Annotated in this window: 19 protein-coding genes; 8 read left to right on the forward strand and 11 right to left on the reverse strand. The window is 64.7% G+C overall.

Translation table 11 applies throughout. The features are described from left to right. Window positions 1–779 (reverse strand): sulfurtransferase (locus ORI27_RS05950; RefSeq protein WP_265996039.1); only part of this gene is annotated, 779 nt, incomplete at its 3' end. A gap of 256 nt (window positions 780–1035) precedes the next feature. On the opposite strand from ORI27_RS05950, the gene ORI27_RS05955 reads away from it, so the two are divergent. The 4 genes from ORI27_RS05955 to ORI27_RS05970 all read left to right on the forward strand — a co-directional run bounded on the left by ORI27_RS05955 (window position 1036) and on the right by ORI27_RS05970 (window position 5261). Further along, the gene (locus ORI27_RS05955) at window positions 1036–1665 is read left to right on the forward strand and encodes a TetR/AcrR family transcriptional regulator (protein WP_265996037.1); all 630 of its coding nucleotides are present in this window, start codon (window positions 1036–1038) and stop codon (window positions 1663–1665) included. A 47-nt stretch (window positions 1666–1712) separates the two neighbouring features. Further along, entirely contained in the window at window positions 1713–2495 is a 783-nt protein-coding gene (locus tag ORI27_RS05960; protein WP_265996036.1) for a hypothetical protein, read from the forward strand. 10 nt (window positions 2496–2505) lie between these two features. After that, entirely contained in the window at window positions 2506–3126 is a 621-nt protein-coding gene (locus tag ORI27_RS05965; protein ID WP_265996035.1) for a TetR/AcrR family transcriptional regulator, read from the forward strand. Between the two features lie 182 nt (window positions 3127–3308). Continuing rightward, window positions 3309–5261: a flavin-containing monooxygenase gene (locus ORI27_RS05970; protein WP_265996034.1), complete on the forward strand. Its 1953-nt coding sequence runs from the start codon at window positions 3309–3311 to the stop codon at window positions 5259–5261. Window positions 5262–5278: 17 nt separating this feature from the next. On the opposite strand, the gene ORI27_RS05975 is transcribed toward ORI27_RS05970, so the two are convergent. The 5 genes from ORI27_RS05975 to ORI27_RS05995 all read right to left on the reverse strand — a co-directional run bounded on the left by ORI27_RS05975 (window position 5279) and on the right by ORI27_RS05995 (window position 10726). Beyond that, window positions 5279–6424 (reverse strand): CaiB/BaiF CoA transferase family protein, encoded by a 1146-nt coding sequence (locus tag ORI27_RS05975; RefSeq protein WP_265996033.1) that lies wholly within the window; start codon window positions 6422–6424, stop codon window positions 5279–5281. After that, a complete protein-coding gene (locus ORI27_RS05980) occupies window positions 6421–7962 on the reverse strand; it encodes an aldehyde dehydrogenase family protein (RefSeq protein ID WP_265996032.1) in 1542 nt (513 codons plus the stop codon). The genes ORI27_RS05975 and ORI27_RS05980 overlap by 4 nt, the downstream gene beginning before the upstream one ends. Window positions 7963–7967: 5 nt before the next feature. Further along, window positions 7968–8162, reverse strand: coding sequence for a ferredoxin (locus ORI27_RS05985; RefSeq protein ID WP_265996031.1), 195 nt, complete (start codon window positions 8160–8162; stop codon window positions 7968–7970). Window positions 8163–8170: 8 nt separating this feature from the next. Continuing rightward, window positions 8171–9409 carry a cytochrome P450 gene (locus tag ORI27_RS05990; RefSeq protein ID WP_265996030.1) on the reverse strand — a complete coding sequence of 413 codons (1239 nt, stop codon included), beginning with the start codon at window positions 9407–9409 and terminating at the stop codon, window positions 8171–8173. Between the two features lie 153 nt (window positions 9410–9562). Then, window positions 9563–10726 (reverse strand): acyl-CoA dehydrogenase family protein, encoded by a 1164-nt coding sequence (locus ORI27_RS05995; RefSeq protein WP_265996029.1) that lies wholly within the window; start codon window positions 10724–10726, stop codon window positions 9563–9565. A gap of 190 nt (window positions 10727–10916) precedes the next feature. On the opposite strand from ORI27_RS05995, the gene ORI27_RS06000 reads away from it, so the two are divergent. Together ORI27_RS06000 and ORI27_RS06005 are read left to right on the forward strand one after the other, a co-directional pair. Further along, window positions 10917–12065, forward strand: coding sequence for an acyl-CoA dehydrogenase family protein (locus tag ORI27_RS06000; protein ID WP_265996028.1), 1149 nt, complete (start codon window positions 10917–10919; stop codon window positions 12063–12065). A 3-nt stretch (window positions 12066–12068) separates the two neighbouring features. Continuing rightward, window positions 12069–12653: a TetR/AcrR family transcriptional regulator gene (locus ORI27_RS06005; protein ID WP_265996027.1), complete on the forward strand. Its 585-nt coding sequence runs from the start codon at window positions 12069–12071 to the stop codon at window positions 12651–12653. A gap of 112 nt (window positions 12654–12765) precedes the next feature. On the opposite strand, the gene ORI27_RS06010 is transcribed toward ORI27_RS06005, so the two are convergent. After that, window positions 12766–13566: an alpha/beta fold hydrolase gene (locus ORI27_RS06010; RefSeq protein WP_265996026.1), complete on the reverse strand. Its 801-nt coding sequence runs from the start codon at window positions 13564–13566 to the stop codon at window positions 12766–12768. Window positions 13567–13632: 66 nt separating this feature from the next. Here ORI27_RS06010 and ORI27_RS06015 point away from each other — a divergent pair, with 66 nt between their 5' ends. Continuing rightward, window positions 13633–14430: an enoyl-CoA hydratase/isomerase family protein gene (locus tag ORI27_RS06015; protein ID WP_265996025.1), complete on the forward strand. Its 798-nt coding sequence runs from the start codon at window positions 13633–13635 to the stop codon at window positions 14428–14430. On the opposite strand, the gene ORI27_RS06020 is transcribed toward ORI27_RS06015, so the two are convergent. The 4 genes from ORI27_RS06020 to ORI27_RS06035 all read right to left on the reverse strand — a co-directional run bounded on the left by ORI27_RS06020 (window position 14417) and on the right by ORI27_RS06035 (window position 17642). Beyond that, the gene (locus ORI27_RS06020) at window positions 14417–15457 is read right to left on the reverse strand and encodes an acyl-CoA dehydrogenase family protein (protein WP_265996023.1); all 1041 of its coding nucleotides are present in this window, start codon (window positions 15455–15457) and stop codon (window positions 14417–14419) included. The genes ORI27_RS06015 and ORI27_RS06020 overlap by 14 nt on opposite strands. After that, window positions 15454–16644 carry a thiolase family protein gene (locus tag ORI27_RS06025; RefSeq protein WP_265996022.1) on the reverse strand — a complete coding sequence of 397 codons (1191 nt, stop codon included), beginning with the start codon at window positions 16642–16644 and terminating at the stop codon, window positions 15454–15456. The genes ORI27_RS06020 and ORI27_RS06025 overlap by 4 nt, the downstream gene beginning before the upstream one ends. Window positions 16645–16670: 26 nt before the next feature. Then, the gene (locus tag ORI27_RS06030) at window positions 16671–17096 is read right to left on the reverse strand and encodes a nuclear transport factor 2 family protein (RefSeq protein WP_265996021.1); all 426 of its coding nucleotides are present in this window, start codon (window positions 17094–17096) and stop codon (window positions 16671–16673) included. 72 nt (window positions 17097–17168) lie between these two features. Further along, a complete protein-coding gene (locus ORI27_RS06035; protein WP_265996020.1) occupies window positions 17169–17642 on the reverse strand; it encodes a PaaI family thioesterase in 474 nt (157 codons plus the stop codon). Between the two features lie 133 nt (window positions 17643–17775). Between ORI27_RS06035 and ORI27_RS06040 the strand changes: the two genes are divergently transcribed. Next, window positions 17776–18606 carry a mycofactocin-coupled SDR family oxidoreductase gene (locus ORI27_RS06040; RefSeq protein ID WP_265996018.1) on the forward strand — a complete coding sequence of 277 codons (831 nt, stop codon included), beginning with the start codon at window positions 17776–17778 and terminating at the stop codon, window positions 18604–18606. Window positions 18607–18671: the final 65 nt, after the last annotated feature.

An 18671-nucleotide genomic window follows, 5' to 3' on the forward strand; every position in this document is an offset into this window, starting at 1 on the left:
GTCCCGTTTAAACTCGTCGGGATAATTTTTCCTTGCCATCGTGGTGGATCATCTCGCTTCCCCCGCCAATCTTGCGGGATTAAGCGTGTCCAACACACGGGGGCAGGGCCCATGTTCAACGCGTTGGTGATGTGCCCTCGGCGGGTGCCGAAACTTCCGTACTGCTTGTCCTCTTCGCCGTTGTAGGACTCTGGACTCAGAGCGTCGACGATGGTGGCCGAGCCGCGACGCACGGCGTCAAGTACATCCAGTTTGGAAGCATGTCCGCGCTGGATGTCAGCCGAGATGACGAAATTGGTCGGGGGGTAGTTGACGGTGTCGGTGGATACATCCCGTCCCTCGGTGACCCATTTTGACCATCCGCCATCCAGCAATGCGACATTGACGCCGGCGTGATGCAGTAGCCACCATGCGCGGGTGGCCCAGGTCTGCCCCACTGCGGGTGGATTGGGGGTGCCGGGGTTCGGGCCGGCGTAGAGCACCACCCGGCTGTCGGCTGATATGCCGAGGCGGCCGATCGTCTCGGCAAGGCGTTCGGCGGGTGGCCAGGTGAAAGGAAACGCGCCATCCGGGTCGGCCAGCTCGCCGATCGGGTTAGCCACATCGAGATAGGCGGCCCCGGGAATATGGTGACGTTCGTAGTGGTCTTCGCGGCCGTGGTTCCGGAAGTCAGTAGTCCCTACGCTGCCGGTGCAGTCGAAGATCCGCAGGTCGGGATCCTCGATGTGTTCGGCAAGCCAGTCGGTCGTTACCAGATAGTTGTCGTGGCGATCAGACATCAGTGTCCCATTCTGCGTTGGCTTATCTATAGGTATTAGATATTGAGGCTGCTGCTGACACTACCGCCAGTCGGAATCCATCACCGGTTTGGCCAACCGAATCGTCCCGTCGGCGCCATCGTGGACCAGCACTCTTCGGTGATGTTGCGACACCACAGAATGCCGGTATGCAACACCTGACAAGAAGGGATGATTGTAAAATTCTGCAAGGTGTCCTGCTGTCGTGAGGCGCCGCCACTGATCGACAGGAGGCTATATGGCTCGCCGACGAGGCGGCACAGGGCTCAGTGTCGATGCCGACGAGGCGCGCCAACAGATACTCGGTGCCGCCGAACAGGCCATTCTGCGGTACGGCGTCGACAAGACCACGATGGACGATATCGGCAAAGAAGTGGGCATCTCCCGCCCGACGGTCTATCGCTACTTCAGCGACCGCGATGCCCTGCTTGGCGCGCTCATCGAGCGCCGCTCGCGGAGGCTTTTCGAACGCGCCCGCGCGTTCATCGCCAGCCACGAGACCTTTGCCGAGCAGCTCGTCGAGGGCCTGATTTACCTGGTGGACCACGGCCGTCGAGACCCGATCGTGCGTATTCTGGTCAGCCCCGAACATATGGAGATGGCTACCACGTTGGTCGGGGGAGCGGGTCTGGCCGCTGCGCTCACGGGAGAAATGTGGGAGCCGATCCTGCAGGCGGCGGTTGAGCGTGGGGAGATTCGTGACGATCTCGCGATGGCCGATGTCGCCGAATGGTTGGCTCTGGTTCAGTTCATTCTCGTCGGTCGGCTCGATTTCGCCCGGGCCGACGACCCCGGCCATCGCGTCCTGTTACGCACCTTCGTGCTGCCGGCGTTCCTGCCGGCCGGGGTCGGTGCCTCCACGGTGTAGTCCGCCGAATTCAACATTATCGAGACGATTAGTATCATAATACGGTTATGTACGACCCGCAGAGGATTCTCACCGCGATAGACCAGCACTGGGTGCCCATCTTGATCGGGTTCGGGCTGGCCATGGTGTTGCAGAACATCGCGATGGTGCTTGCCGTGGTGATGACGCGTCGGGAGGGTTGGATCTCCATACCGCTGCCGTGCACCTTTCTGTGGTTCGCGCACGATCTCGGCGTCGTCGCACGCTTCGACACCTGGTTTCACACCTATGGGCACTGGTTTCTGAAGTTGTTCTGGGTCGGATTGTTGACCGCATTGCTGCTGGAGCTCGTGTTCCTCTATCAAGCGGTCATCGTCGGGCGCCGTGAATACCTGCCGAACGGCCGGACGAGGACCTGGGCAGCCCTCGTGATCGCCGGAGCCGCCGCGGTCGTGATTCTCTGGGAGTACCTCAAAGCCATGTGGGGCGATCCGCTCTATCAGGCAGCCCCAGCCATCACGTTGTTCGTCCTGCCCGTGGCGACCACGGCCCTGATATTGCGGCGCCGCTCGGCGGTAGGGCAGCATCCGGTCATCTATGGATGTTTCGCGGCGATGGTGGTGCTCTGGTGGGGGGTCACCGTCACGTTCTACGGGCCGTTCTTCGGGAGCTGGCAGTACGTAACGGTGGGGATCGCGGCCTGCGTCATGCTCGCCGGCGTGACGGTCTTCGTTGCGCGGCTGCGCAACGGCACGGCGTCGCTGGGCCCATCCGGGATATCGGGGCAGCCGGCCTCTAAAATCGACGCGATGACCGCGCCGGATTCCGCACCGGCGCGTTTCCCTGTCTGATGAGGTGCGAATGTCAACCAACAGCGATGATTCTCGTACCTCCCGCTCGCGCGGGCGGCCACGGCTGGAGATCGACCGCGATGCGGTCGCCGACGCGGTGGCTGAGCTCTTCGTGGAAGGCGGTATCGACGCGGTGTCGATTGCCGAGACCGCCGAGCGGCTGTCGGTTTCGCGGGCGACTCTGTACCGGACCGTTCCCACGAAGGAAGACCTGCTGGGAATCCTGTTCGAACGCAGCACTCGCGAACTCACCGAGCGCACCGACGCGGTGCTGGACGCGACGTCGGGACCCGGGGAACAGCTCATCGAATTGATCAAACTGCAGGCCGAGGCGGCCATCCAGATGCGGAGCTATATGCCGGTGTTCTTCGGCGGCGGCGGTTTGCCTCCCGATGTCTTCATGCGGTGGCGCAAGTGGAGCCGTCAGTTCGAAAAGCGCTGGTCGGGAGTGGTTGCCGCGTGCATGGATGCGGGTTGCCTGGAAAAGACTGATCCCGTGGTCGCCACCCGGCTGATCCTCGGCATGATCATCTGGGTGTCACGCTGGTACCGGCCGAGCGAGAAGATTACCGCCGACGAGATCGCGGATTCGGCGATAACTCTCCTGCGGTTGCGTCTCCCGAAGGTCTGACGTCTAGAACCAACGCTTGCAGCACGTGCGGGATGTCTCCTGCGCGGGATCGATCGATCGCCATACAGTGCAAGGGATCTCGATGGAGCGTTGCGCTCGGACCGCCCCGAAGCTATATTGAGACGCATAAGTTCAAAAACATGGTGACCCGGTAGGGTCGCGACGTCTCGAAGGTTGGGGTCATGCACACGTCTTATCCGGTGCCGTCTGCGGCATCGCGGGAATGGGTCGAAGCAATCCGCGACGCGTTGCCCGACGGCAACATCCCCACCCTTCTGATGGTTCTTCGGCACCTGACCGACGACCCGAAGTGGACCGCCGAGCCATACCGTCCGCGCCGCGGTAAACCGCTGGACGACAACGATTCCGGTGGACTCCCTGCGGAGGTTCAGCAGGAGGTGCGGGAAGCGGTGCTGGACGCGGTGATCGGGTACCGGGAAGGCCGGCTCGTCCCGGTCCAGCCCACACCCGCCGCCGTCGCCGAAATGCTGGCGTGCGCGATGGTCGAGGACGTGCCCGCGGAATACGGCGAGCTGCTCTCCGAGGAAATGGGTTTCATCTCCCGCGATGTCGCGTTGCCCGACGTGGCGCGCGACCCGGGCTTCCGGGTGGTGATCATCGGAGCGGGGTTGTCCGGTCTGGCTATGGGGATCCAACTTGCGGCGGCCGGCGTCGATTTCACGATCCTGGAGAAGGACGAGGATCTCGGCGGCACCTGGCTGGAGAACGTCTACCCGGGTTGCGGGGTCGACACCCCCGGGCATCTGTATACGTTCTCCTTTGCGCCCAATCCCGACATCACTCGCTACTTCGCCCCGCGGGGCGAAGTGCAGGACTACCTGCAGCACCTGGCCGATCGGTACGACCTGCGGTCGCATATCCAGTTCGGTGTCGAGGTGGACACCGTGCGCTACCAGTCAGAGTCCGGCAACTGGATTATCGGCACCCGGGCCGATGGGCGCAGCGAGACCATCGAGGCCAATGTCGTCATCAGTGCCGTCGGGATGGTCAACCGGCCGTTGATCCCCGAATTGCCGGGGCTGGAGGAATTTTCCGGTCCCGTCCTGCACACCGCCGCGTGGGATCCCGATGTGGACCTCACCGGAAAGCGGGTGGCGGTGATCGGAAGCGCAGCCAGTGCAATGCAGCTGGTGCCGTCGATCGTCGATGATGTCGCGCACGTCACTGTTTTCCAGAGGTCCAAGCAATGGGCGGTGCCGCACCCCAACTACCATCGCGAAGTAACCCCAAGTGTTCAGTTCCTGATGCGGGAGGTCCCGTTCTACCTGCAGTGGTATCGGCTGCGAGCGTTCTGGAACTTCAGCGACCGGCTGCACTCCTCATTGCAGATCGATCCGGAGTGGGAACATCCGGAGCGTTCGGTCAATGCCACCAACGAGCGGCACCGGGTCTTCCTCACGAAGTACATCAAGGATCAACTCGGCGACCGTACCGATCTGCTCGACGCCTGCCTCCCCGACTACCCGCCGTACGGTAAGCGCCCCCTGATCGACAACAACTGGTATCGCACGATGACACGCGACGACGTCACATTGGTCGACGAGGCCGTGGCGAAGATCGACGGTAACCGTGTCGTCGCGGTGTCGGGTGACAGTTGTGACGCCGACGTGATCGCGCTGGCAACCGGTTTCAACATCCTGCAATTCCTCTGGCCCATGGACATCATCGGTCGCTCGGGGGTCACCTTGCGTGAGCATTGGGGTGTGCACGATGCCAAGGCCTATCTCGGCGTGACGGTGCCGGACTTTCCCAACTTCTTCATCCTCAATGGCCCGAACACGAACGCAGGCCACGGCGGCAGCGCAATCCACGCGACCGAGTTCCAGGTGCGTTACATCATGCAGGCGATTGCGGCACTGTTGCAGACGCCTTCCCAGGTGATCGAGGTGGACGAGGAACGCTTCCTCGAGTACAACGCGAAGTTGGATGAAGCTCTGTCGCACTGCATCTGGTCGCATCCCGGCATGACGACGTACTACCGCAACGAGTTCGGCCGCATCGTCGTGACCGGACCGTGGAAGTACATCGACTATTGGCGCCTGCTGTTGCCCTTCGATCTCAGCGACTACCACGAAGTGAAGGCTCCGGTGGAGGCAGGCGAGCTGACCGGCTGAATGACAGCGGCCGGCGCTCAGTCGCAGACGACGACGCCGGCCGCGATCAGCTCGCTGGCACCGGGAATTCCCCAGTCGGACAGGATATCCCGTCCATCAGCACCCACGGCCGGTGGCGCGGTCGGTGTCGCGGGGGCAGACCTGCTGAACCGGGGTGCGGGTGCAGGCTGCCGGACGCCGCCGACATCGATGAACGTCTCGCGAGCGGCCAGATGAGGATGCTCGGCGGCCTCGGTGAGCGATAACACCGGAGCGACGCAGGCGTCGGTGCCCTCGAAGACGTCGGCCCACTGTTGCCGAGTGCGCCCGGCGAATGCTTCGGTGATGGCGGTCCGTAGCCGTGGCCAGGCCGATGGTGTGTTGCGTAGCGCGGCGGTCTCCGGGTCCAGGCCCAACAGTGCGGTGAATTCCGCGTAGAACTTCGGTTCGAGCGCGCCGACGGACATCCACCCGCCGTCGGAGGTTTGGTAGTTCTCATACCACGGGACGCCGGTGTCGAGGAAGTTCTCGCCGCGACGGTCGATCCATCGGCCTGCCGCGAGCAGGCCGTGCAGCAGGGCGGTCAATGAACTCGCGCCGTCGACGATGGCCGCATCGACCACCTGTCCCTGCCCAGATCGAGTCGCCTCGAAAAGCGCTGCGAGAACGCCGATCACCAGAAACGTCGACCCGCCGCCGAAATCACCCACCAGGTTCACCGGCGGCACCGGGGCGCCGCCGGCCCGACCGATGGCGCCCAGCGCGCCGGTGAGCGCGATGTAGTTGATGTCGTGGCCGGCGCTGGGCGCCAGCGGCCCTGTCTGGCCCCAGCCCGTCATCCGGCCGTACACGATTCGAGGATTCACGGCCAGGCAGTCCTCGGGGCCAAGCCCCAGCCGCTCGGTGACGCCGGGGCGGAATCCCTCAAGCAGGACATCGGCTTTGGCCGCCATCGCCAGGACCGTCTGCCGACCGTCCGGATGGCGTAGATCCACCACGATGGACCTGCGGTTGCGCCGCAGCACATCCAGCTCAGGGGGTACCTCACTGGCAGCTGGCCCCGGCCGCTCCACCCGAACAACCTCGGCGCCGAGATCGGCCAACAGCATGGCCGCGTACGGTCCCGGGCCGATACCGGCCAGCTCGACGACCCTGACCCCGGAAAGCGGTCCTCCGTTGGTCACCGTGCGCGCAGCCCGAGCCGCCGGCGCCAGTCGTTCATCTCTACGAGGCGAAGCACCGCAGCCGTCACCCGAGCCTTCCGGCGCGAGTAGGGGTACCAATGGGTTTCGGTCTCCAGATGCACCTTTTCGCTGACGAACGCCTGTTGCCGGCAGAACTTGCGAACGCCGTTCGGGCCGCCGAAGCGGTGGCCGAGCCCGGATTGTTTCCAGCCGCCCATTGGCAGCGGGAACTGGAAGACGTTGATCATCGCGTTGTTGATGTTGACCCCGCCGGCTTCGATGCGGGTACCGACCCGCTCCGCGCGTTGGGGCGATGACGTCCAGACGCTACTGGCCAGACCGTACGGGCTGTCATTGGCCAGGCGAACGGCTTCGTCCTCGTCGCGCACCTTCATGATCGGCAACAACGGGCCGAAGGTCTCCTCGCGCATACAGAGCATGGTGTGGTCGACATCGACGAGAATCGTTGGCGGATAGAACAGCCCATGCTCGGCGCGACGGCCCCCGGTCAGCACCCGGGCGCCCTTGGTCACCGCGTCGGCGACGTGGCGCTCGACGATCTCCATTTGATTCTCGGTAGCCATGGCGCCGAACTCCGCGGTGAAGCTGCCCTGCTGGTCATGCCCCTGCCGCAGGGTATTGACCTGATCGACCAGCCCGGTGACGAATTCGTCGTAGATCGGCGCTTCGACGTAGATCCGTTCGACGGCGATGCAGGACTGCCCCGCGTTGAACAGCCCACCCCAGATGGCCCCGCGAATGGCGCGCTGCAGGGGAGCATCGGAGAGCACGATCATCGCGTCTTTGCCGCCCAGCTCGAGACTGACCGGGATGAGACGCTCGGCGCAGCGCATGCCGATACGCCGTCCGGTGGCTGTCGACCCGGTGAACTGCACCATGTCGACGGCGTCGACGACGGCGGCCCCGGTGCCACCGCGGCCGCTGGCGCAACCGAGCACCGGCGGTGCGCCGATCTCCTCGTTCCAGCCCCGGACCACCTCGGCCCAGGCCAACGGCGTCTCCTCGGACGGTTTGCTCAGCACCGCTGCACCGGCCATCAGGGCGCCGGGGATATCCATCATCGGCATGCCGAGCGGGTAGTTCCACGGCGTGATGATGCCGACGAGTTGATAAGGCTGGTAACGGATTCGGAGATTCTTGGTCAACGACGCCGGACCGTGTGGGCGGCGGGTCTCGTCGGCCAGGAACTCTTCGCCGTGCTTGGCGTAGTAGTTGATGACCTCCATACAGACCAGCAATTCGATCTGGGCGTCTCCCCAGGACTTGCCGGCTTCCCGGTGGACCAGACCCAGGATGCGATCCTGATTGTCGACGATCCAATCAAGCCAGCGGAGCAAGTACTTGGCGCGCGCCGCCGGTGTCATCGCCGCCCACGCCGGCTGTGCGCCGCGCAACCGCTCCGCCATCGCGGCAACGGCGTCGGGGTCCATGTCGGGGACGATGCCCACGAGGGTGTGGTCGGCGGGGTTCCGCACCTCCAGAGCCGAGACTTCAGGCGGGTTTTCGGTGGTGGTCATGGCTTTCAGTCCTCGATCCTGATCGCGGCAACCGGGCACATCAGCGCGGCCTCCTCGACTGCTGCGCGCATGTTCTCGTCGGGTTCGGGGTTGAGCACGGTCACCATGTCGGCGTCGTCTTCGATGTCGAAGACTTCCGGGGCGGCGACCATGCATTCCCCGTGTAGTTCACACCGCTGGGCGTCGACAATCACCTTCATCGGCGCTCTTAGGCTGCCGTGATGGTGATCGGAAGCTGGTACACGCCACGCGAATACGCATCGCGGACATAGACGATATCGCCGGCCGGTTCGATGGTCTTGGTCCGCCGCAACAGCTCTTCGAGCAGGATCTTCATCTCGAGTGAGGCGACGTGCTTGCCGAGGCACTGGTGCGGGCCGCGGCCGAAGCTCACGTGTTGGTTCTTCTCCCGCGACAGGTCGAAGGTGTTGGGGTCGGTGAAGGCCCGCTCGTCGAAGTTGCCCGCCGCGAAGTGCATCAGTACCTTGTCGTTCTCTTTGATCTCTTTGCCGTGCAATTCGTGATCGGCGGTCGCGGTCCGGACCAGATGCGTGAACGGCGAGGCGATCCGGACGATCTCCTGGATCGCGGTGTCGGGGATGTCGTCGGCGCGATCCCGCAGCCAGGCCATCTGCTCGGGGTTTCGCATCAGCTCGTGCATGCCGTGCGACAGCGCGGTCCGGGTGCTCTCCGCGGCACCGCTGGCCAGCAGCGCCACGTTGCCCATCAGCTCGTCCTCGGAAATCACCTCGGCACCGGCCTGCACCAGCTGGGTGATCACATCGTCACCGGGCTCGCGGCGTTTGAGATCGCCGAGCTCGACCGCGTAGTTGAACAGGTTCATGATCGAGATGAACACCACCTCGAAGGACGGGGTGATCCGGGTGTCGAACGGCGCGGCGAACTTGTCGACCCACTCGAAGAATTTCGCGCGGTCACCCGCGGGCACACCGAGCACGTCGCCGAGCGCCTCCATGGGCATGGCGTTGCCGATGTCATCGACGAAGTTGAAAGTGCCCTTCTCCAGCGCTTCGTCGACGATGTTGACCGCGTACTGGCGGAACTTCTCCTCCAGGCCGCGGACGAATCTCGGCGTGAAGGCCTTGCTCATCACCCCGCGCTGCTCGCGATGCTTGGCGCCGTCCATCGTCAGCATGGCCGGCTTGCCGCCCGCCTCGGCGTCCAGCGGAGTCACCCGCCAGATGTTCACCCCGCCACGCGCGGTGGTGTAGAGCTCGGAGTTGCGATCGACGGCCCAGATATCGGCATTGCGGCTGACCACCCAGGCGCGGTCGATGAGCATCGGGTCGTCGAACTCCTGCAGATAGCAGGGCTCATTGTCCCGCAGCCAGGCGAACTGATCCAGTGGCAGCCCGAAGGTGGTCGGGTCGCCGTTCGCGTAGGTCTCGGCGTCGAGTACCCGGATCTCGGGCTGTGTGACAGTCATTTCCTGCTCCTCACCAAAAGGTGGTGTTGACCTGGGTACTTTCCCGGTGCTGGGGTTGGGGATCACCGCTCAGATATATATGAGCCGATCAATCTCAATTATTGAAGAATGCTCTGTTCAGTGTCAAGCATCACAGATCCGCAAGAGACGCTTTCATCGAGATGGGCGCAGCCCGAATGTCGAGGAGATGATGTCGCGCTGGATCTCGTTGGTGCCGGCGTAGATGGTGGGTGCGATGCTCATGCGGAGGTGGTGTTCCATGTCGAATTCGGACGAGTACCCGTAACCGCCCATCATCTGCACCCCCTCGAGCGCGACCTTCTTGGCGGTCTCGGTCACCTTCACCTTCGACATCGAGGTCGCGCGGACCCACTCCTCGGGTGTGCCGATGGCGTTTTCGATGTGATGGACGGTGGTGTACGTCAGGGCTTTGGCGGCCTCGATCTCGATGGCGAGATCGGCGATCCGGTGCCGCAGCGCCTGAAACGACCCGATCGGAGCGCCGAACTGCTGACGCTCGGAGACATAGGCGAGCAGATCGTCGAATGCGCGCTGCGCCATGCCGAGACCCTGTGCCGCGCACACCAACCGCTCACCGTTGAGACCGGCCATGACGTGCTTCCAGCCACCGCCCTCGACCCCGACGAGCGCGGACTCGGGAACGAACACATCGGTGAAGTACAGGTCGTTCACCTCGCTGCCGCCCATCGTAGAGATGGGGCTGATCTGCAGGCCCTCGGCGTCGGTCGGTACCTCGAGCAGGGTCAGACCGTCGTGGGGTCTGGTGCCACGGGACGTGCGCACCACGACCACGATCGCCTTGGCGAACTGGGCGTCCGAGCACCACGTCTTCTGCCCGTTGACTCGCCAGCCGCCGTCCACTTTGTCGGCGCGGCAACTCACCGCCGCGGCGTCCGATCCGGCGCCTGGTTCGGAGATGCTGATCGAGATGACGGTGCCGGCACAGATCGACGCGAGGGCGGACTTCTTCTGCTCCTCGGCGGCAAATCGCTTGTAGATTCCGGCGACGGTGTGCGCGGGGCCGGCACCGTGCACCGGGACCAGCGCCCGCCACAATTCCTCGAACAGGATCACCTGCTCGGTCAGGCCGCCACCGCTGCCACCGTATTCCTCGGGGATGGACACCCCGAGATAGCCCAGGTCCGCCAGTTTCTGGTAGACCCCGGCGTGATGCTGCTCGGCACCGTGGTGGGTGAGGGCATCGCGCTGCTCCCGGGTTCCGCACTCACGGCGTCCGAATTCGCGCACCGCTGCCGCGAACTCGCGCTGCTCGTCGGTGAGGGACAACGCTTCCACGGGACCTCCTGAGAACGTTTACTCGCAGCCGATACTCGACCACCAATTTATGAGTTAGATTGTCTCAAATACTAGATCCTCAGACTCGCGAAGGTCAATGGGCCGATGGCACCCCCTGAGAGGTCTGGCGATTCCATCGGAGATGAACGATCGTTATTCTACTTGGGACGCGCAGAAGGGACCGCTTGAGATGACTACCGAGGCCGAGCGCCCGATATTCACTGCTGAGCAGCAGCGGTTCCGCATCGCGGTCCGCGAGTTCCTCGCCAATGAGGTGCTCCCGGACTACCCGGACTGGGTCAGCGAGGGAAAGCCGTCCCGGCGGTTCTGGCACGGCGCAGCAGCGCTGGGCATTCTCGGCATCGGGATCCCCGAGGAGTACGGCGGATTGGCCGGGTCGGACTACCGGCACAGCGCGGTCGTCACCGAGGAAATACAGGCGCTCGGGATGGCCATCGGGGGACTGCGTGTGCAGACCGATATCTGCGTGCCCTATCTGCTTCATCACGGTTCGGCCGCGCAGCAGCAGACCTGGCTGCCGATGTTGTCCGCCGGGCGTGTGGTGGTCGCGCTGGGGCTCTCCGAACCGGGAGCGGGCTCGGATCTCAAGGCCATGGCGACCCGGGCTGAGCGCAACGGGCACCACTACGTGGTCAACGGCGCCAAGACGTTCATCTCCAACGGCGCTGCCGCTGATCTGGTCATCCTCGCGGTCAAGACCGACCCGCAAGCGGGCCGGCGAGGTATCAGCCTGCTGCTGGTCGACACCAGCACGCCAGGCTTCGAACGCGGTCGAAAGCTCGACAAGCTCGGGCTGAGAGCGCAAGACCTGGCTGAGATGTCGTTCACCGATATGGCGGTACCCGTGGCGAATCTGTTGGGCCGGGAGAACGAGGGCTTCGCGTACTTGACGTCGAATCTGGCCCAGGAGCGGCTGTCGATCGCGGTCAATTCACAAGCCGCGGCATCGGCCGCGGTCGGATGGACCGCTGAGATGTTGCGGGAAAGGCGATCTCGTGGCGAGCTCGGGCAGGAAGCAAAGTTCACGCTGGCGCAGAGCGCTGCGGAGGTCGCGGCCGGCCAGGCTCTCATCGATCAGTCGTTGGGCGCGCACGTCGCCGACCGACTGACCAGTCGCGACGCAGCGGTGGCCAAGCTGTACTGCACCGAGATGCAAGGCCGCGTTGTCGATCGTTGTCTGGGGCTGTGGGATCCGGGCAGCGTGTGGGATTCCGATTCCCCGATGGGCAATGCCTTTCTCGACGGCCGGGTCAGCCGGATCTACGGTGGTTCCAGCGAGATCATGAAGGTCATCATCGGCCAGGACCTGGGCCTGTGAGCCATGACCCCCGTGCGATCGGCTCCTAAAGCCCCTGCCCTCACCCGCGAAGATCAGATCCTCGCTGCCGCAGAGCGACTGTTCTTCGAACGCAGCTTTGACGGTGTCGGCGTCGATGAGATCGGCAGGGCGGCCGGCACCAGCGGGTCGGCGATCTACCGGCATTTCCCCAACAAGGACGCAATCCTGGCCGCATTGTTCGACAAGATTCTCGACACGCTGCTGATCCGCATCGGCGAGCCGGCGGACGACCCGCACGTCGATCTCGATCAATTGCTACGCGGTTTCGCCGGTCTGGTCGCCAGCCATGAGCGCCTGGTCGCGATCTGGATGCGCGAACAGCGATCGCTGGCGCAGCGATACCGCGACCAGCACGACCGTAGACACAAACGGGTGGCCGAACGATGGGTGGACTGCTTGCAGCGCTGCTATCCCCGCGCATCGACCGATGAGCTCGTCACCGCGACCAGGGGCGTCCAGTTGCTGTTGCTGTCCGAGGCGTTTCGGCCGCCGGGCGGCCGCGCGGCCCCCCGTGCGCAGGAACTGCTCGTGAAGCTCGGCCTGGGTGCCCTGCGGGAGCTGAACTAGCCGGATCGATACTGCGCTCAGCGTGCGATCTGGACCGCCCAGTGCGTTCTCACCGCAGAATGGATGCGGTCACCGCAGAGTCGAGGTCGGTAGGCGGCATCGTCGACTCGCCCTAGTCGGCGAGGAAGCTCGCGAGTACCTCGTCGAACTCGTTGGGGGCCTCCAACATCGGGAAGTGCCCGCAGTCGAGTTCGACCATCCTGGAGTCGGCCAACCGTGCTGCCAGCCAGTGTGACCCCTTCGCCGAGTGCACCCGGTCGGCAGTGCCGTTGATCTGCAACACCGGCTGGCGGACGGCCGGTATCTCGGCGATGAGGTCGGTCCGTAGCAGGGTGCTATAGCAAGCGATCGCCGACCACGACGGCATGCGCATCCAGGTCCCCATCAACCACGCGACCACCCGAGGATCCGGTTCGACGGCGAAGTTCGTCTGGATCAGCCGGTATCTGGCGGCCACCCGGTCGGTCTCTTCGGCCTCGACCATCTGTGCGATCACGTCGTCGGGCGGGGCACCGAACGGGAAATCTTCACTTCGACTGGCTCGCACGGCATTTGAACCGACCAGCACCAACCGCGAAACCAGGTGTGGTGCCGTCGCGGTGGTGTGGAAGGCCACCTGCCCGCCGAACGAATGGCCGACGATCACCGTGGAGGCGACGCCGAGAGTCTCAAGGACATGCCGGACATCCGCGCTGAGCCGGTCGATATCGTAGCCGTGCAACGGGTGGTCGGACTGCCCGTGGCCACGCTGCGTGATGCAGATGGTGCGGTATCCGGCTTCGGTGAACACCCGCACCTGCCGGTCCCAGAGTTCGTGATCGAGCCCGAAACCGGAGATGAAGACTACGGCAGGACCTGTGCCGAGATCCTGAACGTGTACGCGTACTTGGTCTTCCACGTCAATCATGGGCATATTTGGGCGACTCCTCTATCCATCAATAATGATACTATTCGTCTTAATAATGCGGAAGGGGCGTGGGTGGGTACCGAATTTCAGGGGTTGACGCTGACGGATCGCGGTAGCGGGGTGTGGGAGATCGCCCTGACCCGTCCCGAGTTGCGAAACCGCTTCGACAATCTGCTCCAGGTGGAGCTCGCCACCGCTCTTCGCCGGCTGGGCGACGACGACGCCGTACGCGCGATCGTGTTGGGCTCCACGGGATCGGCGTTCTCCGCGGGCGGTGACTTCGCCCTGATGCGGGCCGCCCACGACGACGACGAGGTGCGCAGCGAGACGGTGGCCGCGGGCCGGGATCTGCTGCACGCCTTCCTCGATGTGCGCCAGCCGGTTGTGGTCGCGGTTCAGGGGGCGGCGATCGGACTGGGCGCCACCGTGGCATTGATGTGCGATGTCGTCGTCGCCGCCAGGCGGGTGAAGCTCGCCGACACGCATGTGCAGATCGGTTTGGTGGCCGGTGACGGGGGCTGTCTGGTATGGCCCAACGCCGCCGGAATGCTGCGCGCCAAAAGACATCTGCTCACCGGTGACGCGCTCGATGCCGAAACCGCCTATCAGATCGGCATCGTCACGGACCTGGTCGATGATCCTGATCAGGCACTGCCCTGCGCGCGGATGATCGCGGAACGCATCGCCGCACTGCCGCCGATGGCGGTTCAGGGCACCAAGAAGGCGCTCAATCATGTGGTCAAACTGCGTGCCGCTGAGGTGGTGGACCTGGCGTTCGGCCTGGAGGATCAGACGCTGGCCAGCAGCGATCTGCTGGAGGGCATCGCCGCGTTCCAAGAGCGCAGAGCGCCCTCGTTCACCGGGCGCTGAACAATTCTGCCGCCATCACCCGACGGGCGTCGGAGAACTGCTGTGCTGCGGTGGCCAGGTACCGGGTGTCGGCGAAGGTCTGCGCTATCGGGTACTCGCGCATGTATCCGTAGCCACCGTGCAGTTGCAGGCTCTGATCGGCGGCCCGACCTGCCAGCCGGACGGCCACCTCGCGCGCCGCGGCTGCATCGGTGGTGTCCAAGACCGAACTTGATCGTGCCGCGATGCAGTGGTCGACATACGTTGTGACCATACGAATGTCGGCTGCGATCTCGCCCAGTCGCATCTGGGTGTTCTCGAATTCGGCGAGCGGCTTGCCGAAAACGCGACGGCTCTCTGCGTAGTGAACGGCCAAGTTCATCGATTGCCGGGCGGCGGCCACCGCGACCACCGCGATCCACAGATCGACGTCGCGTCCGAAGGACTCGCCGGCCCCGGACAGGGGTGTCGGTGTGCCCGCATCGGAGATCTCCAGATCCGCCGACCCCGCTTCGGCCGCGGCCAGGCTGGCGGGAAGCGGGACCGCGCCGGCTCCCGCCGCGCCGACGGGCAATAGGGTCACCTCGTCGTCAGCGGCCATGAGGACGATATCGGCCAACTTGGCGCCCAGCACCGCATGACCGTCCATCCCGCCTGCCACCGCGGCGATGATGTCCCCGGCCACCAGGCCAGGAGCCAATTCCTGGCGGATTTCCGGCGTTCCGTGATCGAGCAGTTGGGGCAGGGCCACACCCGCATGCAATGCCCACAACAGGGCCAAACCGATCGACCCCGCGTCCACAGTCTCCTCGATCAGGATTGCGAGGAAGCCGTAATCGCCGACGTCCCCGCCCCCGAACTCGTCGGGCGCACACGTGCCGAGGAAACCGTGCGAGCCTGCGGCGGTGAACACCGCTCGTGCGACGGCGCCGTCGCGGCGCCAGTCGTCCAGGTGCGGTACGACATCATTGGCCACGAATCGGCGCGCGCTCTCGCGGAAGGCGACATGGTCGGCGCTGTGGTCCGACCGCCGTGCCAGTGTGGTCACAGTCGTTCGATCACCGTCGCGTTCGCCATCCCACCGGCTTCGCACATCGACTGCAGTCCGTAGCGCCCGCCGGTGCTTTCCAGCGCGTAGAGCATCGTCGTGAGCAGTCGCGCGCCGGACGCGCCGAGTGGGTGGCCGAGGGCGATCGCGCCGCCGCGGGGGTTGAGTTTGTCCGGATCGGCGCCGAAGTGCTGTGCCCAGGCCATCGGCACTGGGGCAAATGCCTCGTTGATCTCGTAGTGGTCGATCTCGTCGATCGCCAAACCGGTTCGGCGGAGGACCTTCTCGGTTGCCGGCAGCGGACCGGTCAGCATCGTCAACGGGTCATCTCCGGCCAGTCCGAACCCGTGGAAACGAGCCCGCGGAACCAGGCCGAGGCGTTCGGCGGTGTCGTCGGACATGATCAGTACCGCGGCGGCGCCGTCGGCGAGCTGGGACGAGTTACCGGCCGTGATCGACCATTCGGTGATCTCGGGGAAGCGTGTCGCCATCTCGTCGGAGTAGAACGACGACTTCAGGGCCGCCAGACCGTCGACGGTGGTGGCGGGCCGGATGGTCTCGTCGACTTCGACCACGCCGTCGGGGGTGGTGATACCGACGATTTCGGCGCTGAAATCGGCCGCTGCGGCGTTGCGGTGCGATCGGGCCGAGAATTCGTCGAGCGCATCGCGATCAAGTTTCCATCTCGCGGCGATCAGTTCGGCCGACACACCCTGGGGGATGAGGCCGGGAGCGTATCGCTCGGCGACCGAGGGGCCGTAGGGATCCATGCCGATTCGTGCCGTGAACATCGGGATCCGGCTCATCGATTCCACTCCGGCCGCGACGACGATGTCGCACGCGCCCGCTATCACCGACTGGGCGGCGAAATCGGCGGCCTGCTGGCTCGAACCGCACGCCCGGTGCACGGCCACCGACGGCACCGTCTCGGGTAGCCCGGCGGCCAACCACGCCCATCGGCCGACCGGACCGGATTGTTCGCCGACCTGACTGACACACCCGGCGATCACATCGTCGACCGATGCCGGATCGATCCCGGTGCGATCGATCAGCGCTTTGATGACCTGGCCCAGCAACTCGACGGGGTGAACGCCGGACAGCGAGCCACCGGGTTTACCGTCCTTGGGTGCCTTGCCTTTTCCCATCGGGGAGCGGACGGCGTCGATGATGACGGCTTGTCGTGTCATGGTTCTCCTCTGGTTCGTGCGGCAGGTCAGGCGGGTTGGGGTGTCGAGATCGCGTCGGTATCCCAATAGAACGCACGGATCTCCTGGACCAACCCGTCGGAGAATCGCCACAGTTCCAAGGCCTGATTGGGCACCGGGGCAGAGCTTCCTGGCTGCAGCCAGTCGAAGGTGATCCAGGCGACCACCTCGTCGCCGTCCCCGATCGCGCTGACCAGCTTCAGGTTCTTCGCACCGGCCGGAGCGTCGGGATTCGCCGATGCGGTGAACACCGCGCGTAGCTTGCGGGTGCCCTCGAGCCGGCCGCCGTGTGGCAGTGACGGCGGCCATTCGATGGCCGCGTTCTCGGCGAATCGGTTCTCGATGGTGTTCACGATCGTTTCGGTGTCGGCAGCCGATAGCGCGTTGTAGAAATCGGCGACGAGTCGGCGCGGGCTGATGGCTGGTTCAGGCATGGGAGACACCTCGGGGTCTGAGCGATTCGATTTTAGAACATTAGCGTCTCAGTAATCGAAGGGCAATCAGGCTCAGTCCAGGCGGACGGCCGAGGACCCACCGGCGACCATCGTTCCGTGACTGGTCGCGCATCGATTGCCGTTGGCGTCGGAGACCACCACCTCGATGAACTTCATCCGCCTACCGCCGCCGAGCGGGCTGGCCCGGAACAGGAGCGGGGCCAGGGCCGGGCGGTGGTATTGGATGTGCAGCGAGCCGGTGGCCGGCAGTTGGCCGGGTTCGCTGACTCGCATGGCCATCGCGCCCATCACCTGGTCGGCGGCTGCGACGACGATGCCGCCGTTGACTGCGCCGTTCGGGTTGGGTGTCAACACCGGTCGGTCCATCCGGAAGAGGGCGATATCGCGGGTGAAGTCCTCGCACTCCAAGCCGAGATCCCGGCAGAACGGTAGGGAGTTGGCCCACGACAGCCAGTGTGCGTCGGAGTCGCCGGCGGGCAACCACCAGGGTTCGCGGGGATCTGGGCAGTCAGAGCTTGCGGACATGGTGCCAGCCTAACCATCACGATAACGAGCGTTCTCATTGAATCAGGCTTGTGACCGTTGACACAGGTCGTCGCGGTGAGTAATTATGAGACGAAACGACTTAAAAATAAGATCGCAACAAGGAGATCGGGATATGGGACTGGCCGAGGGAAAGGTCGCATTCATCTCGGGGGTGGCGCGCGGGCAGGGACGATCCCATGCCGTGCGCCTCGCCGAAGAAGGCGCCGACATCATCGGATTCGATATCTGTGCTGACGACGATGCCGTCGAGTACCCGCTGGCGAGTCCGGCCGATCTCGACGAGACCCGGGCACTCATCGAGAAGTTCGGGCGCACAGCGATCTTGGAGGTCGCCGATGTCCGCGACTACGACGCCGTCAAGAACGTCGTCGACTCCGGCGTCGCACAACTCGGTCGCCTCGACATCGTGCTGGCCAACGCGGGGGTCATGGCGATCACCGGCGAGCACCGATTGCGGCGCGCCGCCTGGGACGTCGGCATCGACGTGATGCTGAACGGCGTCTACAACACCGTCGAAGCGGCCATCCCGCATGTGCGTGCCGGTGGGCGTGGCGGGTCGATCGTGATCACCAGCTCGACAGCGGGCCTCACCGGCGGACTCTCCGACGGATCGCCCGGTATCCAGGGCTATATCGCGGCCAAGCACGGCGTGGTCGGCCTGATGCGCGGCTGGTCGAATGTCCTTGCCAAGGACGGTATCCGGGTCAACACGGTGCATCCGACCGGGGTCAACTCGCCGATGGTGGCCAATGAGGCCTTCGCGCGGTTCGTGCAGGAGTATCCCGAAGTCGCGGCCATCATGCAGAATCCATTCCCGCTGCCCAACGGACTCCTGGAACCCGAGGATGTGACCAACTCGATCCTGCACCTGGTCTCCGATGCCGGGCAGTACATCACGGGTACCGAGTTCCGCGTCGACGCGGGGTTCTCCAGCCGAGCCTGATCACCCTCACGATCCCCGCCGGTCCGGTAGAAATCCTGCCGGGCCGGCGTGCTCGTGCGGGCTGG

This window comes from Mycobacterium pinniadriaticum (genome assembly GCF_026242045.1).
Classification (GTDB): domain Bacteria; phylum Actinomycetota; class Actinomycetes; order Mycobacteriales; family Mycobacteriaceae; genus Mycobacterium; species Mycobacterium pinniadriaticum.